Origin of the sequence: Achromobacter sp. HZ01, from assembly GCF_003267925.1 — a bacterium.
GTDB lineage: Bacteria > Pseudomonadota > Gammaproteobacteria > Burkholderiales > Burkholderiaceae_B > Achromobacter > Achromobacter pulmonis_A.
In genome coordinates, this window is sequence record NZ_LWKV01000004.1 from 602,803 (window position 1) to 616,919 (window position 14,117).

General features: G+C 63.6%; 23 protein-coding genes. 2 read left to right on the forward strand and 21 right to left on the reverse strand.

Features of this window, described 5'->3' with window-relative positions:
- Positions 1-122: 122 nt before the first annotated feature.
- Complete coding sequence (locus A6B37_RS22455) at positions 123-971, forward strand: IclR family transcriptional regulator (protein ID WP_102775047.1); 849 nt, start codon at positions 123-125, stop codon at positions 969-971.
- A 4-nt stretch (positions 972-975) separates the two neighbouring features.
- Here the strand turns inward: A6B37_RS22455 and dsbD are convergent, their stop codons facing one another.
- The gene (gene dsbD, locus A6B37_RS22460) at positions 976-2,853 is read right to left on the reverse strand and encodes a protein-disulfide reductase DsbD (RefSeq protein ID WP_168202300.1); all 1,878 of its coding nucleotides are present in this window, start codon (positions 2,851-2,853) and stop codon (positions 976-978) included.
- A gap of 17 nt (positions 2,854-2,870) precedes the next feature.
- The gene (gene cutA / locus A6B37_RS22465) at positions 2,871-3,218 is read right to left on the reverse strand and encodes a divalent-cation tolerance protein CutA (protein WP_102775045.1); all 348 of its coding nucleotides are present in this window, start codon (positions 3,216-3,218) and stop codon (positions 2,871-2,873) included.
- Between the two features lie 120 nt (positions 3,219-3,338).
- Between cutA and A6B37_RS22470 the strand changes: the two genes are divergently transcribed.
- On the forward strand, positions 3,339-3,776 hold the full coding sequence (locus A6B37_RS22470; RefSeq protein ID WP_111826956.1) for an HIT family protein: 438 nt from the start codon (positions 3,339-3,341) through the stop codon (positions 3,774-3,776).
- Positions 3,777-3,841: 65 nt separating this feature from the next.
- Here the strand turns inward: A6B37_RS22470 and rplQ are convergent, their stop codons facing one another.
- From rplQ to A6B37_RS22565, 19 genes are all read right to left on the reverse strand, one after another.
- Positions 3,842-4,234, reverse strand: a complete 393-nt coding sequence (gene rplQ / locus A6B37_RS22475) for a 50S ribosomal protein L17 (RefSeq protein ID WP_006389635.1) — start codon at positions 4,232-4,234, stop codon at positions 3,842-3,844.
- Positions 4,235-4,421: 187 nt separating this feature from the next.
- Positions 4,422-5,408 (reverse strand): DNA-directed RNA polymerase subunit alpha, encoded by a 987-nt coding sequence (gene rpoA, locus A6B37_RS22480; protein WP_006216514.1) that lies wholly within the window; start codon positions 5,406-5,408, stop codon positions 4,422-4,424.
- Between the two features lie 213 nt (positions 5,409-5,621).
- Positions 5,622-6,245: a 30S ribosomal protein S4 gene (gene rpsD / locus A6B37_RS22485; RefSeq protein WP_102775043.1), complete on the reverse strand. Its 624-nt coding sequence runs from the start codon at positions 6,243-6,245 to the stop codon at positions 5,622-5,624.
- 11 nt (positions 6,246-6,256) lie between these two features.
- The gene (gene rpsK, locus A6B37_RS22490; RefSeq protein ID WP_006216516.1) at positions 6,257-6,658 is read right to left on the reverse strand and encodes a 30S ribosomal protein S11; all 402 of its coding nucleotides are present in this window, start codon (positions 6,656-6,658) and stop codon (positions 6,257-6,259) included.
- Positions 6,659-6,673: 15 nt separating this feature from the next.
- Positions 6,674-7,039: a 30S ribosomal protein S13 gene (gene rpsM, locus A6B37_RS22495; protein WP_006389632.1), complete on the reverse strand. Its 366-nt coding sequence runs from the start codon at positions 7,037-7,039 to the stop codon at positions 6,674-6,676.
- Between the two features lie 43 nt (positions 7,040-7,082).
- A complete protein-coding gene (gene rpmJ / locus A6B37_RS22500) occupies positions 7,083-7,196 on the reverse strand; it encodes a 50S ribosomal protein L36 (RefSeq protein WP_003806928.1) in 114 nt (37 codons plus the stop codon).
- Between the two features lie 34 nt (positions 7,197-7,230).
- Positions 7,231-7,449, reverse strand: coding sequence for a translation initiation factor IF-1 (gene infA, locus A6B37_RS22505; protein ID WP_003806927.1), 219 nt, complete (start codon positions 7,447-7,449; stop codon positions 7,231-7,233).
- 8 nt (positions 7,450-7,457) lie between these two features.
- Positions 7,458-8,783, reverse strand: coding sequence for a preprotein translocase subunit SecY (secY, locus tag A6B37_RS22510; RefSeq protein WP_102775042.1), 1,326 nt, complete (start codon positions 8,781-8,783; stop codon positions 7,458-7,460).
- A gap of 14 nt (positions 8,784-8,797) precedes the next feature.
- Positions 8,798-9,238, reverse strand: coding sequence for a 50S ribosomal protein L15 (gene rplO / locus A6B37_RS22515; RefSeq protein ID WP_111826957.1), 441 nt, complete (start codon positions 9,236-9,238; stop codon positions 8,798-8,800).
- 9 nt (positions 9,239-9,247) lie between these two features.
- On the reverse strand, positions 9,248-9,433 hold the full coding sequence (rpmD, locus tag A6B37_RS22520; RefSeq protein WP_006216520.1) for a 50S ribosomal protein L30: 186 nt from the start codon (positions 9,431-9,433) through the stop codon (positions 9,248-9,250).
- A 3-nt stretch (positions 9,434-9,436) separates the two neighbouring features.
- Positions 9,437-9,958 carry a 30S ribosomal protein S5 gene (gene rpsE / locus A6B37_RS22525; protein WP_102775041.1) on the reverse strand — a complete coding sequence of 174 codons (522 nt, stop codon included), beginning with the start codon at positions 9,956-9,958 and terminating at the stop codon, positions 9,437-9,439.
- Between the two features lie 15 nt (positions 9,959-9,973).
- Positions 9,974-10,339 carry a 50S ribosomal protein L18 gene (gene rplR, locus A6B37_RS22530; protein ID WP_102775040.1) on the reverse strand — a complete coding sequence of 122 codons (366 nt, stop codon included), beginning with the start codon at positions 10,337-10,339 and terminating at the stop codon, positions 9,974-9,976.
- Positions 10,340-10,360: 21 nt separating this feature from the next.
- Entirely contained in the window at positions 10,361-10,894 is a 534-nt protein-coding gene (gene rplF / locus A6B37_RS22535; protein WP_102775039.1) for a 50S ribosomal protein L6, read from the reverse strand.
- Positions 10,895-10,904: 10 nt separating this feature from the next.
- Positions 10,905-11,300, reverse strand: a complete 396-nt coding sequence (rpsH, locus tag A6B37_RS22540) for a 30S ribosomal protein S8 (protein ID WP_102775038.1) — start codon at positions 11,298-11,300, stop codon at positions 10,905-10,907.
- A 10-nt stretch (positions 11,301-11,310) separates the two neighbouring features.
- Positions 11,311-11,616: a 30S ribosomal protein S14 gene (rpsN, locus tag A6B37_RS22545; protein ID WP_006216527.1), complete on the reverse strand. Its 306-nt coding sequence runs from the start codon at positions 11,614-11,616 to the stop codon at positions 11,311-11,313.
- A 12-nt stretch (positions 11,617-11,628) separates the two neighbouring features.
- Entirely contained in the window at positions 11,629-12,168 is a 540-nt protein-coding gene (gene rplE, locus A6B37_RS22550; protein WP_102775037.1) for a 50S ribosomal protein L5, read from the reverse strand.
- Between the two features lie 12 nt (positions 12,169-12,180).
- Entirely contained in the window at positions 12,181-12,501 is a 321-nt protein-coding gene (gene rplX, locus A6B37_RS22555) for a 50S ribosomal protein L24 (RefSeq protein ID WP_102775036.1), read from the reverse strand.
- 11 nt (positions 12,502-12,512) lie between these two features.
- A complete protein-coding gene (rplN, locus tag A6B37_RS22560) occupies positions 12,513-12,881 on the reverse strand; it encodes a 50S ribosomal protein L14 (protein WP_006216531.1) in 369 nt (122 codons plus the stop codon).
- 377 nt (positions 12,882-13,258) lie between these two features.
- Positions 13,259-14,038 (reverse strand): aspartyl/asparaginyl beta-hydroxylase domain-containing protein, encoded by a 780-nt coding sequence (locus A6B37_RS22565; RefSeq protein WP_246842539.1) that lies wholly within the window; start codon positions 14,036-14,038, stop codon positions 13,259-13,261.
- Positions 14,039-14,117: the final 79 nt, after the last annotated feature.

Sequence of the window (14,117 nt, forward strand, 5' to 3'; positions counted from 1 at the left end):
CCGCCCTCGGGGCCGGGATGGCTTTGTTCTTGTAGCGACTGTAGATAAGTGATTTGATACTGTCAATAGGATTCGCTAGTTGCGAAAGTACTAACATAGGCGATCACGTTCGATAAAGAAAAATGACTGCCCACACCACCGCCGGCGCGCGCAGCGCCGCCCAACCCTCCGTCAAATCGCCGCGCAGGCGCGGCATCCAATCCATCGAAGTCGGCGGCAAGCTGCTGCTTGCGCTGCTGGAGCACTCGTCCTCGCTGCCGCTGGGCGCCCTGGCCAAGGCCGCAGGGATGTCGGGCGCCAACGCCCACGCCTACCTGGTGAGCTACGGCAACCTGGGTCTGGTCCGGCAGGACGCCAGCACCGGCGAATACGAGCTGGGCCCGCTGGCGCTGCAGCTCGGGCTGGCCGCGCTGCACCGGCTCGATCCCATCAAGATCGCCGTGCCCATGACGCGCGAGCTCGCCGAAAAAACCGGCCAGACCATCGCCATCGCGGTGCTGGGCAACCTGGGTCCGGTGATCGTGCACCTGCACGAGTCCAACTACCCGATCCACGTCAACATGCGCACCGGCACCGTGATGTCGCTGACCAACACCGCCACCGGCAAGGTGTTCGCGGCGCTGCTGCCGCCCAAGAAGATAGAAAGCCTGCTGCACGAGGACTTCCTGCGCCTGGGCGCGGTGCCGTCGCGGGCCAGGAGCGAGAAGTTCGAGCAGACCTTGAAAGAAGTGCGCCAGCGCGGCGTGGCGCGCGCGGTCGGCGACCCGATACCCGGCATCAACGGGCTGAGCGCGCCGGTGTTCGATTCCAACGGCAACGTGGTGCTCGTCATCACCGCGATCGGCGCGGCCGGGGTGTTCGACGCGCGCTGGAGCAGCCCGCTGGTGGCCGAGATCAGGCAGTGCGCCGACGCCATCTCGGCCGAACTGGGCTGGCAGAACCGCGACGCGCGCGCCTCGCGCCTGGGCTAGGCGCTTAGCGCATCAGCACCTTGTCCAGCGATTCGGTGAAGCGCCTGGCGTCCTGGAAGCCCACGACACGGGCCTCGGGCAGCTCCTTGCCGCCGGGCTCGAAGAACATGATGCCGGGCGGGCCGAACAGGCGGAAGCGCTTGAGCAAGGCACGGTCGTCGGCGTTGTTGGCCGTGACGTCGGCCTGCACCAGCACCATGCCGGCCATGCGCTGCGCGACGCCCGGATCGGTGAAGGTGAAGCGCTCCATTTCGCGGCAGGACACGCACCAGTCCGCGTAGAAATCCAGCATGACCGGCTGGCGGCTCTGCGCCAGCACGGCATCCAGTTCGGCGTTGTTGCGCACGCGGGTGAAGCGCACTTCGCCGCCGGCGTTCGCCGTGGCGACGGCCCCGTCGGCGCGCGCCGCCAGGTGCGACAGCGGCTGCAGCACGTCGCGCCCGCCGCTGGCCGCGCCCACCAGCCACGCGGCCGCGGCCAGCGCCAGCAGCAGGCCCACGCCCTTGCCGAACATGCGCGCCGCGCCCGCGCCCGCGGGCAGGGCGTCGAAGGCGCGCAGCATCACGGCGGAAACCGCCGCCAGGAAGGCCCAGCCCGTCATCTGCACCCAGGTGGGCACCACCGGGATCAGCATCCACCACGCGGTCGCCAGCAACAGCATGCCGAACAGCCGTTTCACGCCGTCCATCCACGGACCGGCCTTGGGCAGCAGCGCGCCCGAGGACGCGCCCACGATCAGCAGCGGCACGCCCATGCCCCAGGCCATCGCGAACAGCGCCGATCCGCCCAGCACCACGTCGCCGGTCTGCGAGATGTACAGCAGCGCGCCGGCCAGCGGCGCGGCCACGCAGGGCCCGACGATGAGCGCCGACAAGGCGCCCATCAGCAGTGCGCCGGTGTAGCGGCCGCCGGGAATGCGCGAGGCGCGCTCGGACAGCCGCGCCTGGATGCCCGAAGGCATCTGGAAGGTGAACGCGTCGAACATGGCCAGCGCCAGCACCGCCAGCAGGATCGCGAAGAGGCTCAGTATCCACGGGGTCTGCAGCCAGGCCGCCAGGCCCGCGCCGCTCAGGCCCGCCGCCACGCCCAGCGCGGTGTACACGACCGACATGCCCAGCACGTAGGTGGCCGCCAGCGCCAGCCCGCGCTTGCGGCTGGGCCTGGCCTGGGCCGAGCCGCCCACCACGATGGAGGACAGGATGGGAATCATGGGCAGCACGCAGGGCGTGAACGCCAGCAGCAGGCCCAGCACCAGGAACACGCCCGCGGTCTTGGCCCAGCCCAGGCCGCCCAGCGCGTCGGCCAGCCCGGTATCGCCGGCGTTGACCAGCGCGCCCAGGCCGCCCGACGCCGCGGACGAAGCGGCGGCCGGCGCGCCCGCCGGCCCGGCCAGCGCATAGCCGCCGGCCACCGGCGTGAGCTTGACGCTGCTGTCCATGGGCGGATAGCACAGGCCCGCGTCGGCGCAGCCCTGGCCGGTCAGGGTCAGCGTGAACGGCTGCCCGCCGGCCGCGATGGGCACGCGGATGACCACGTCTTCATGGAAGACCTCCATGTCCTTCTCGAAGGTCGGGTCGTACTTGACCTCGCCCTTCGGATAGACGGCCTCGCCCAGGGTGGCCGCGCCGATGGGGCTGATGGTGATGCCGAAGCGCTCGCGGTACATGTAGTAGCCGGGCGCGACCCGGTAGCGCATCTCCAGCGTGTCGGGCGCGGCCATGGCGGCGCTGAACACGAAGGCTTTTTCAGGGTCCAGGAACTCGGCCTCGGCGCGCGCCGCGGCCTGCCAGCCCAGCAACAGCAGCGCCGCCGCCAACAGGGCGAGGCAGCGCCCGAAGAAAGCGCGGACCGCGCGAAAGTCGCGCCGGGGCGCGCCGACCATACCGGCATGTTGCAACATCAGTCTCTCTTGTTCGGCGTGACGGCCGTCTGCTCGCGCACCCAGTCCAGATAAGGCGCGGCGCCGCCGATGACCGGCAGCACGATGATTTCGGGCACGTCGTACGGATGCATCTGCGCCAGGGCCTGCACAACGGCCTGGTGGCGCGCATAGGTGGTCTTGATGTGGATGGGGATCTCTTCAGCCCCTTCGACTTCTCCGTTCCACATGTAGATGGACAGGCCCGGCGCGCCAAGGTTCACGCAGGCGGCCAGGCCGTCTTCGACCAGGACGTGCGCGATCCGCTTGGCCAGGAGCAGGTCGGGCGCATTGCTGATGACCAGCACAACGTCGTCATCGCGCAACATGATGTCTCCTTGGAAAGCCCGTATGGGGCGTAACTCAGGGTATTTTATCGGTATTGCGGCCAACGCCCGGCTACCCACGGCCGCCGCGCCGCCATGCAACCCGCTACCACCGAGGCACGCATGTCCGACAACTGTCTGTTCTGCCGCATCGCCCGCCGCGAGATCCCCGCCCACATCGTGCACGAAGACGACCGTGTGCTGGCCTTTCTCGACATCCAGCCGGTGCGCCCCGGGCACACGCTCATCATCCCCAAGCAGCATTACCCCTATTACGAGGACATGCCGGCCGACCTGGCGGGCAACATCCTCAACCTGGGGCAGAAGCTCGGCCGCCACATGAAGCGCCTGTACGGCGTGGACCGCGTGGGCTTCGCCTTCACCGGCATCCACGTCGCGCATGCGCACGCGCACGTCATCCCGATGCACCATCCGCAGGACGTCACGTCCACGCAGTACATCGAGCAGCAGGACCTGACCTTTCGGATGCCGCCGCAGGCCGCGCCGGACGCGCTGGCCGCGACCGCCGAGCAGCTGCGCGCCGAACTGCACGCCCCCTGAGGCGGCGCGCAAAAAACAAGGGCGGGTCCGAAGACCCGCCCTTGTCGCTTATCGAGCAGCCGGATTTACTCGGCGCTGTCCTCAGCGGCTTCATCGACTTCCGGACGGTCGACCAGCTCCATGAAAGCCATGGGAGCGTTGTCGCCTTGACGGAAGCCCATCTTCAGCACGCGGGTGTAGCCGCCGTTGCGGGCCGCGTAGCGCGGGCCGATTTCGGCGAACAGCTTCACCACGGCATCGCGGTCGCGCAGACGGGCGAAAGCCAGACGCTTGTTCGCGAGGGTGGGTTCTTTACCCAGCGTGATCAGGGGTTCGATGACGCGGCGCAATTCTTTCGCCTTCGGCAGCGTGGTCTTGATGGCTTCGTGGGTGATCAACGAAACGGCCATGTTGCGGAACATGGCAAGACGGTGACTGCTGGTGCGGTTGAGCTTACGCAAGCCATTACCGTGACGCATGATAAGTTTCCTTTGAATCTAAAGACGGCGTTTCCGCCATCGGGTTGCCGGCTCTTCTATCAACCTGCGATCAGGCTGCGGTCCGGTAGAAAACGGTGCATTTTACGACGGTTTCGCAAACCGGCCGGGATTTCCCCGGCCCGCCTGCAGGGGCCGCCCCTTGCGAGGGCGGACTCCCTTTCAGGACTTAGGGGCGCTCCAGGCCCAGCGGGGGCCAGTTTTCGAGCTTCATGCCCAGCGTCAGGCCGCGTGCGGCCAGCACTTCCTTGATTTCGTTGAGCGACTTGCGGCCCAGGTTCGGGGTCTTGAGCAGCTCGTTCTCGGTGCGCTGGATCAGGTCGCCGATGTAGTAGATGTTTTCGGCCTTCAGGCAGTTGGCCGAACGCACCGTCAGCTCCAGGTCGTCGACCGGGCGCAGCAGCACCGGGTCGATCTGCGGCGTGCCGCGGACCGGGGCTTCGTACGAGTCGCCGGCGCCTTCCAGGGCGGCGAAGACCGAGATCTGGTCCATCAGGATGCGGGCCGACTGGCGCACCGCTTCCTCGGGCGAGATCACGCCGTTGGTTTCGATGTCCAGGACCAGCTTGTCCAGGTCGGTGCGCTGTTCCACACGGGCGCTTTCGACCGCGTAGCTGACGCGGCGGACCGGGCTGAACGAGGCGTCCAGCACGATGCGGCCGATGGTGTGGGTGCGGTCTTCCGACAGCGCGCGCACGTTGCCCGGCACGTAGCCGCGGCCCTTTTCGACCTTGATCTGCATTTCCAGCTTGCCGGCGTCGGTCAGGTTGCAGATGGCGTGGCCGGGGTTGATGATCTCGACGTCGTGCGGCAGCTCGATGTCGCTGGCCAGCACGGTGCCGGCGCCGGTCTTGCGCAGGACCAGGGTGACTTCGTCACGGTTGTGCAGCTTGAAGACCACACCCTTCAGGTTCAGCAGGATGTCGACGACGTCTTCGCGAACGCCCGGGATGGTCGAATATTCGTGCACCACGCCGGTCATCTGCACTTCGGTCGGCGCGTAGCCGGTCATCGAAGACAGCAGGATGCGGCGCAGGGCGTTGCCCAGCGTGTGACCGTAGCCACGCTCGAACGGCTCCATCACGATCTTGGCATGGTGCGTGCCGACCGGTTCGACTTCAATGGAGCGCGGCTTCAGGAAACCTTGAGTGGACATTTACTGTGTTCCTTTTCAATACCCTCGGCTCGTTACACCGATAAGGCTGATGGACAGGGTGAAACGTGAAACAGGGCCGGCGCGAAGCGCGGGCCGATACTTACCGCAAAGCCCGCTCCGCCGAAAAGCGGAAAGCGGGCTGCTGCGGGACTTGCAAACGGGTCGCGGGACCAGTTCGCCGGCGCATTGCGAAGGTAGCGCCGGCAGGCCTGATTAACGCGAGTACAGTTCGACGACCATCGATTCGTTGATGTCGCGAGCGACGTCAGCGCGATCGGGAGCCGACTTGAACGTGCCGGTCATCTTGTTGGCGTCGACTTCGACCCACTGGGGCATGCCGATGCTGGCGGCCAGGTCGAGCGATTCCTTGATGCGGCCTTGCTTCTTGGCCTTTTCGCGGACCGAGACGACGTCACCGGCCTTGACCAGCATCGAGGCGATGTCGGCGGTGTGGCCGTTCAGTTCGATCGCGCGGTGGCTCACCAGCTGGCGAGCTTCGGCGCGGGTCGAGCCGAAGCCCATGCGGTAGACGACGTTGTCCAGGCGCGATTCGAGCAGCTGGATCAGCGTTTCGCCGGTGTTGCCGCGACGACGCTCGGCTTCGGCGAAGTACTTGCGGAATTGCTTTTCCAGCACGCCGTACATGCGCTTGAGCTTTTGCTTTTCGCGCAGCTGCAGGCCGTAGTCGGAAGTGCGGGCGCCCGAAGTGCGGCCGTGTTGGCCAGGCTTGGAATCCAGCTTGCACTTGGAATCCAGCGAGCGACGGGCGCTCTTCAGGAACAGGTCAGTACCCTCGCGGCGCGAGAGCTTGCATTTGGGTCCAGTATAACGTGCCATGTGGATTCCCTTTAGATACGACGACGCTTCGGCGGACGGCAGCCGTTGTGCGGAACGGGCGTGATGTCGGCGATGCTCGAAATCTTGATGCCCAGCGCGTTCAGAGCGCGGACCGACGATTCGCGGCCGGGGCCGGGGCCCTTGATACGCACTTCCAGCGTCTTGATGCCGTACTCCAGCGCGACGCGGCCGGCCGTTTCAGCGGCGACCTGCGCAGCGAACGGGGTCGACTTGCGCGAACCCTTGAAGCCAGCACCGCCCGACGTGGCCCACGACAGCGCGTTGCCCTGACGGTCGGTGATGGTGATGATGGTGTTGTTGAACGAAGCGTGAACGTGCGCGATGCCGTCCGAGACGTTCTTCTTGACCTTTTTGCGCACGCGCGAAGCGCCGCTGGTGGAAGCTTTCGCCATAATCCAGTTCCTCGATTATTTCTTCAGGGACGCAGCAGCACGACGCGGGCCCTTGCGGGTGCGGGCGTTGGTGCGAGTGCGCTGGCCGCGCACGGGCAGGCCGCGCTTGTGGCGCATGCCTCGGTAGGTTCCCAGGTCGATCAAACGCTTGATCGAGAGCTGCACTTCACGACGCAGGTCGCCTTCGACCGTGAACACGCCAACGTGTTCGCGAACGCGTTCCAGTTCAGCGTCGCTCAGATCCTTGACCTTTTTGTCAAACGGGACGTTTGCCGCTTCGCAAATCTTGCGAGCGCGCGTGCGACCGATGCCAAAAATGGCGGTCAGGCCGATCTCGGCGTGCTGATGCGGCGGAATGTTAATGCCAGCAATACGGGCCATGACTGTTCCTTGAATAAATCCGTTGCGTAGTCGCTAACCCGGGTTAGCCTTGACGCTGCTTGTGACGCGGGTCGGTGCAGATAACGCGCACCACGCCGTGACGTTTGATAACTTTGCAGTTGCGGCAGATCCGCTTAACCGATGCCATTACTTTCATGGTTGACTCCTAATTTTCCGTAATCCGGTTCCGCTCACTTGGAGCGGAAAACAATCCTGGCTCGCGTCAGGTCATAGGGCGTGAGCTCCACTGTGACCTTGTCACCCGGCAGGATCCGGATGTAATGCATACGCATCTTGCCGGAAATATGGCCCAACACCACGTGGCCGTTTTCGAGCTTGACGCGAAATGTCGCGTTCGGGAGGTTCTCCAGAACCTCACCTTGCATCTGAATGACGTCGTCCTTGGACATTCTCTTGCTTACCGCATCGGCAAACCCGGGCCCTTGAAGTTAGCCTTCTTGAGCAACGAGTCGTACTGGTGAGACATCATGTAGGCCTGGACCTGCGCCATGAAATCCATCGTCACCACCACAATAATCAACAGAGACGTACCACCGAAGTAGAACGGAACGTTCCAGCGCATCACCAAGAATTCCGGCAACAGGCACACCAACGTGATGTAGATGGCACCTGCGAGCGTCAAACGCATCAGGATCTTGTCGATGTAGCGCGCCGTTTGTTCGCCCGGACGGATGCCCGGAACGAACGCACCACTCTTCTTCAGGTTGTCCGCCGTTTCGCGGCTGTTGAACACCAGAGCCGTGTAGAAAAAGCAGAAGAAAATGATCGCGGCCGAATACAGCGTGATGTAGAGCGGTTGACGAGGCGACAGGGCCGCAGCCAGGTCGCTAAGCCAGCGCATGTTCTCGCTGCTGGAAAACCAGCTCGTGATCGTGGCCGGGAACAGAATGATCGACGATGCGAAGATCGGCGGAATCACCCCTGCCATGTTCAGCTTCAGCGGCAAATGCGAGCTTTGGCCACCGTAGATCTTGTTGCCGACCTGACGCTTGGCGTAGTTCACCGTGATCTTGCGCTGTCCGCGTTCGACGAACACCACAAAAGCGGTAACCAGCACCACCAGAGCCACGATGAACAGCGCCGACAGCACGGACATCGAGTTGGTGCGGACCAGGTCCAGCAATGCAGCCAGCGCCGCGGGCAGACCCGCAACGATACCTGCGAAGATCAGGATGGAAATCCCGTTGCCCAGACCGCGTTCCGTGATCTGTTCACCCAGCCACATGACGAACATGGTGCCGGTGACCAGGGTCACGACGGTCGTGAAGCGGAACAGCATGCCCGGATCGATCACCAGCCCCGGTTGGGACTCCAGCGCAACCGAAATGCCCACAGCCTGCACCAGCGCCAGCACCACGGTGCCGTAGCGGGTGTATTGGGTGATCTTCCGACGGCCGGATTCGCCCTCTTTCTTGAGGGCTTCCAGCGACGGCACCACCACAGACATCAGCTGCATGATGATGGATGCCGAAATGTACGGCATGATCCCCAGGGCAAAAATCGAGAAGCGCGAAAGCGCCCCGCCCGAGAACATGTTGAACAGGCCGAGGATCCCGCCCTGGTTCTGGCGGAACAGGTCCGCCAGCGCATCCGGGTTGATGCCCGGTACCGGGATGTGTGTACCCAACCGGTAAACCACCAGGGCGAGCACCAGGAAAACGAGACGGCGCTTCAGATCGCCGTAACGTCCTCCGGTTTTGCCCAATGCCTGCGCGTTAGCCACTCGTCACCTCGTGATCAGGCAAGCGAGCCGCCCGCGGCTTCGATGGCGGCGCGAGCGCCGGCCGTCGCGGTAATGCCCTTGAGCACGACCTTGCGCGAGAGTTCACCCGACTTGATGACCTTGGCGTAGCGAACCGCCTGACCGACCACGCCAGCGGCCTTCAGCACTTGCACGTCGATTTCGTCGACGGGCACGTCTTGCAGGTCCGACAGACGGACTTCGGCGTACAGGTGCTGGCCGAGCGGGGTGAAACCGCGCTTGGGCAGACGACGCTGCAGCGGCATTTGACCGCCTTCGAAGCCAACCTTATGGAAACCGCCCGAGCGCGACTTCTGACCCTTGTGGCCACGGCCGGCGGTCTTGCCCAGACCCGAACCGATGCCACGGCCGACACGGCGCTTGGCGTGCTTGCTGCCCTCGGCGGGCTTCAGCGTATTGAGTTGCATATCCGACATGGTGATTCCTTAGGCTTCCGAGACGGAAACGAGATAATCCACCTTACGGATCATCCCACGCACCTCGGGCGTATCGACCAGCACGCGGCTGCTGTTGATACGGCCCAAGCCCAAACCGCGAACCGTATCACGGTGCGATTGCTTGGTACCGATCACCGAGCGCACGAGGGTCACTTTGATCTGCTTCTGAGCCATGATTTACCCCAGGATTTCTTCGACGGTCTTGCCGCGCTTGGCAGCAACATCCGCCGGGGTCAGGGAGGCGCGCAGGCCGTTCAACGTGGCGCGAACCATGTTGTAGGGGTTGCTCGAGCCCAGGCTCTTGGCAACCACGTTACGCACACCCATCACTTCGAAAATAGCGCGCATCGGGCCGCCGGCGATAACGCCGGTACCTTCAGCAGCGGGCGAAATCAGCACGGTGGCGGCGCCATGCTTGCCGACCACGGAGTGGTGCAGCGTGCCGTTCTTCAGGGCCACCTTGAACATGCCGCGACGGGCCTGTTCCATAGCCTTCTGAACGGACACCGGCACTTCGCGCGCCTTGCCCTTGCCCATGCCGATGCGGCCGTCGCCATCGCCGACCACGGTCAGCGCGGCAAAGCTCATGGTGCGACCACCCTTGACGACTTTGCTCACGCGGTTGACCGCGATCATTTTTTCGCGGAGGCCGTCATCGTTCTCTTTTTCCGCGGCGTTCTTGCCTTGTACTTTAGCCATTTGACAGATCCTCGCTTAGAACTTCAGGCCGGCTTCACGCGCGGCATCGGCCAGCGCCTTCACGCGGCCATGGTAACGAAAGCCCGAGCGATCGAAAGCAACCAGTTCGATACCGGCAGCCTTGGCCTTTTCGGCCACGCGCTTGCCGACCAGCGACGCAGCGGCCTTGTTGCCGCCCTGACCGGTTTGGCCGGCCAGTTGCGCGCGCACTTCGGCTTCGACCGTCGAGGCGCTGACCAGAACGCGATCGCCTTCCGGCGAAATGATGTTGGCGTAGATGTGCTGGTTCGAGCGGAAAATCGAGAGGCGATGAACGCGCAGCTCGCTGATCTTCCGGCGGGTCGGAACCGCACGACGCAAACGGGAAACTTTTTTGTCCATGATTCGTCCTTGCGTGCGCCGTTATTTCTTCTTGGTTTCTTTGATGACGACGCGTTCGTCCGAGTAACGCACGCCCTTGCCCTTGTAGGGTTCGGGTTCGCGGTACGCGCGGATTTCAGCGGCCACCTGACCGACGACTTGCTTGTTGGCGCCCTTGATGACGATTTCCGTCTGGGTGGGGCATTCGGCCTTGATACCGGCCGGCAACTGATGCACGACGTCGTGCGAGAAACCGAGCTGCAGCTTAACGGCGTCGCCTTGAACCGAGGCGCGGTAACCCACGCCAACCAGGTTCAGCCTGCGCTCGAATCCCTTGCTCACGCCGTTGACCATATTGGCCACCAGCGCGCGCACGGTGCCCGACATGGCGTTGGCGTGACGGGTCTCGTTGGCGGCGGCAAACGTGAGCTTGCCTTCGTCCAACGCGATCGTGACGTCGCCGGTCAGGGCTTGGGTCAGGGAACCCAGCGGGCCCTTGACGATGATCTGATCCTGCTGGATGTTGGCTTCAACACCCTTGGGCAGTTCGACCGGATACTTAGCGATACGTGACATTCGACTCTCCTTAGGCCACGTAGCAAAGCACTTCGCCGCCGACGCCGTTGGCGCGAGCCTTACGGTCGGTCATGACGCCGCGCGAGGTCGAAACGATGGCCACGCCCAGGCCGTTCATGACCTGAGGAATGCTGGTACGGCCCTTGTAGATACGCAGGCCCGGGCGCGAAACGCGCTCGATGCGTTCGATGACCGGACGGCCGGCGTAGTACTTCAGGGTGATCTCGAGCTCAGGCTTGGCCTGGGTGCCCTTGACTTCAAAGCTGTCGATGTAGCCTTCGTCCTTCAGCACGGCGGCAATGGCCGCCTTCAGCTTCGAGGAGGGCATGCTCACCGTAACTTTGTCCACTTGCTGCGCATTGCGAATGCGGGTCAGCATATCGGCGATGGGATCGCTCATGCTCATATTGTTTCTCCTACCAGCTGGCCTTGGTGATGCCGGGGATTTCACCCTTCATCGCCATTTCACGCAGTTTGTGGCGCGTCAGGCCGAACTTGCGGAACACGCCGCGCGGACGACCGGTGACCACGCAACGGTTACGTTGACGCGTCGGGTTGGCATTGCGCGGCAGCTGTTGCAGCTTGAGCCGAGCTTGGTAACGTTCTTCGTCGGTCTTCGACTGGTCGTCGATGATCGCCTTCAACTCAGCGCGCTTGGCGGCGAACTTGTCAGCCAGCTTGGCGCGCTTGATGTCGCGATTGATGAGGGAAAGTTTAGCCACGTCATCAGCCCCTTAGTTACGGAACGGGAAGCTGAAGGCGGTCAGCAGCGCCTTGGCTTCTTCGTCGGTCTTGGCGGTGGTGGTGATGCTGATGTTCAGCCCACGCAGCGCGTCGATCTTGTCGTACTCGATTTCGGGGAAAATGATCTGCTCTTTCACCCCGATGTTGTAGTTGCCACGGCCGTCGAAAGCACGACCCGAGATGCCGCGGAAGTCGCGCACGCGGGGCAGCGCAACCGCCACCAGGCGATCCAGGAATTCGTACATACGCTGACCACGCAGCGTGACCATGCAACCGATCGGGTAGTTTTCGCGGATCTTGAACCCGGCGATAGCCTTCTTGGTCTTCGTCACGACGGGCTTCTGGCCGGCGATCTTGGTCAGGTCCGAGACGGCGTGCTCGATGACCTTCTTGTCAGCGACGGCTTCCGAGACACCCATGTTCAGGGTGATCTTGGTGATGCGCGGCACTTCCATCGCGCTCTTGTAGCCAAACTTGGCCTGCAGGTCGGCAGCGACCTTGCTCTTGTACAGATCTTGCAAACGAGACATGTCTATCGCCCCTTACGCCTTGGCGCCGACAACGGCACCATTGGAACGGAACACGCGGACCTTGCGACCTTCGACTTCCTGCACGCCGACGCGGTCGCCACGACCGGTCGCGGGGTTGAAGAGCGCCACATTCGAGATGTGGATCGGCATGGTCTTTTCGACGATTCCGCCCGGGTTGTTGGCCATCGGGTTGGCTTTCACGTGTTTCTTGACGACATTGACGCCTTCGACCAGCACGTGGTCGGCGCCAACGCGAGCCAGCACGGTACCGCGACGCTTCTTGTCGCGACCCGTCAGGACGATGACTTCGTCGCCTTTACGAATGTTGTTCATCGTAGGGCTCCTTACAGCACTTCCGGGGCCAGCGACACGATCTTCATGAACTTCTCGGTACGCAGTTCACGCGTCACGGGTCCGAAGATGCGGGTGCCGATGGGCTCCAGCTTGGCGTTGAGCAACACGGCGGCATTGCCACCGAAACGAATCAGCGAACCGTCCTTACGGCGCACGCCCTTGGCGGTACGAACCACCACGGCATTGTAAATTTCGCCTTTCTTGACGCGTCCGCGCGGAGCCGCATCTTTGACGCTCACCTTGATGATGTCGCCGATACCGGCATAACGGCGCTTGGAGCCACCGAGCACCTTAATGCACATGACATGACGCGCACCAGTGTTATCGGCCACATCCAGCGTGGTCTGCATTTGGATCATGATTTTTCCTGTTCCAACTTAACTGGAAATACGGTTTTCCCCCGGGGCTCTCCCCCTTAGGAACACTGCAATTCCTGCCAGTTTTGGTCCCGTCAGGTCAGCCGCCCTGCTTTTGTTGGCTGGCGCCTCGAGCTTTTCCGCTCCAAAGACCAGCAACTGGTGGCAACGCAACGACCCTGGGTTGAAATCCTGCGGGTAATTCCCCCAATCGCCTGGGCTTAGACCTCTACGTAGACCTCTAAGCCAACAGACAATCTGGGAAAGCTGATAATTCTAGCCTGCTTATATTTTGAGCGCAAGCCCTTTGTTGACATAGAGAGCAAATACACGACAACGCCTGTGGACAACTCCGGGCCGCAGGCCGTTTCTGCCCCGAATCAATCCGCCCCCGTTTTATTTCCGGCGCGCTTGCCGCCGTAATAGTTGCGTTCCCAGGCGTCGTGGTTGGCCTTGCCGCGGCGGATCTCGTCGGTGAACGGCGCCGCCGCCAGCACCAGGCGGTTGAGCCAGCGCACCGGCGCCCGGCAGGGCCGCTCGAAATCCACGAACAGCACGGCGCGCAGGCCCTCGGTGTCGTTGTGCACCTGGTGCAGGTAGAGGTCGTCGAACACCACGGCCTCGCCTTCCTTCCAGTGGTAGCGCTCGCCGCCCACCTCGATCCAGCAGCGTTCGGCCGGCTCGGGCACGACCAGTCCCAGGTGCAGGCGCAGCACGCCGTTATAGGGTCCGGTATGCGGCGGAATCCGCTTGCCGGGCTCGAGTATGGAGAAAAAGGCGGTGCGCAGGCCCGGAATGCCCTGCAGGGCGCGCGCCGTCGCCGGGCAGCGCGCCAGGTTGCGCTCGGAACGCAGGCCGTAGCCCATGAAGACGAAGGTCTTCCATTGGTCGTCGGACGTGATCATGCCCACGTCGGGGGACAGCTCGTGGAAGGACGGCAGCTGCTGGCGTTCGGACAGCAGCCCGTTCAGTTCATCGCGGATGGCCGGCGCCTGGGCCTCCAGCGCGGCCAGCCAGGGGAACTGGTCGTTTCGGAAGATGGGCCGGTCCCCCACCAGCGACGCCTGGGCGATGCGCTGGCGCAGCCAGTCGATGAAACGGAAGAACACCCGGGAATAGAGGCTGGGCTTGCCGGACGGACGCGCATCGACGGGTTGCACAATAGGGAATCGGGTAGGCGGCCAAAGATGCCCCATTTTGGCCATGCCCGGGCGCGCGTGCAAGGTTTGCGGTCCGATT

Coding starts and splice junctions, on each gene's coding strand:
- A6B37_RS22455 (WP_102775047.1), top strand. CDS start 123: ATGACTGCCCACACCACCGCCGGCGCGCGCAGCGCCGCCCAACCCTCC.
- dsbD (WP_168202300.1), bottom strand. CDS start 2,853: ATGGTCGGCGCGCCCCGGCGCGACTTTCGCGCGGTCCGCGCTTTCTTC.
- cutA (WP_102775045.1), bottom strand. CDS start 3,218: ATGTTGCGCGATGACGACGTTGTGCTGGTCATCAGCAATGCGCCCGAC.
- A6B37_RS22470 (WP_111826956.1), top strand. CDS start 3,339: ATGTCCGACAACTGTCTGTTCTGCCGCATCGCCCGCCGCGAGATCCCC.
- rplQ (WP_006389635.1), bottom strand. CDS start 4,234: ATGCGTCACGGTAATGGCTTGCGTAAGCTCAACCGCACCAGCAGTCAC.
- rpoA (WP_006216514.1), bottom strand. CDS start 5,408: ATGTCCACTCAAGGTTTCCTGAAGCCGCGCTCCATTGAAGTCGAACCG.
- rpsD (WP_102775043.1), bottom strand. CDS start 6,245: ATGGCACGTTATACTGGACCCAAATGCAAGCTCTCGCGCCGCGAGGGT.
- rpsK (WP_006216516.1), bottom strand. CDS start 6,658: ATGGCGAAAGCTTCCACCAGCGGCGCTTCGCGCGTGCGCAAAAAGGTC.
- rpsM (WP_006389632.1), bottom strand. CDS start 7,039: ATGGCCCGTATTGCTGGCATTAACATTCCGCCGCATCAGCACGCCGAG.
- rpmJ (WP_003806928.1), bottom strand. CDS start 7,196: ATGAAAGTAATGGCATCGGTTAAGCGGATCTGCCGCAACTGCAAAGTT.
- infA (WP_003806927.1), bottom strand. CDS start 7,449: ATGTCCAAGGACGACGTCATTCAGATGCAAGGTGAGGTTCTGGAGAAC.
- rplO (WP_111826957.1), bottom strand. CDS start 9,238: ATGTCGGATATGCAACTCAATACGCTGAAGCCCGCCGAGGGCAGCAAG.
- rpmD (WP_006216520.1), bottom strand. CDS start 9,433: ATGGCTCAGAAGCAGATCAAAGTGACCCTCGTGCGCTCGGTGATCGGT.
- rpsE (WP_102775041.1), bottom strand. CDS start 9,958: ATGGCTAAAGTACAAGGCAAGAACGCCGCGGAAAAAGAGAACGATGAC.
- rplR (WP_102775040.1), bottom strand. CDS start 10,339: ATGGACAAAAAAGTTTCCCGTTTGCGTCGTGCGGTTCCGACCCGCCGG.
- rplF (WP_102775039.1), bottom strand. CDS start 10,894: ATGTCACGTATCGCTAAGTATCCGGTCGAACTGCCCAAGGGTGTTGAA.
- rpsH (WP_102775038.1), bottom strand. CDS start 11,300: ATGAGCATGAGCGATCCCATCGCCGATATGCTGACCCGCATTCGCAAT.
- rplE (WP_102775037.1), bottom strand. CDS start 12,168: ATGTCTCGTTTGCAAGATCTGTACAAGAGCAAGGTCGCTGCCGACCTG.
- rplX (WP_102775036.1), bottom strand. CDS start 12,501: ATGAACAACATTCGTAAAGGCGACGAAGTCATCGTCCTGACGGGTCGC.
- rplN (WP_006216531.1), bottom strand. CDS start 12,881: ATGATCCAAATGCAGACCACGCTGGATGTGGCCGATAACACTGGTGCG.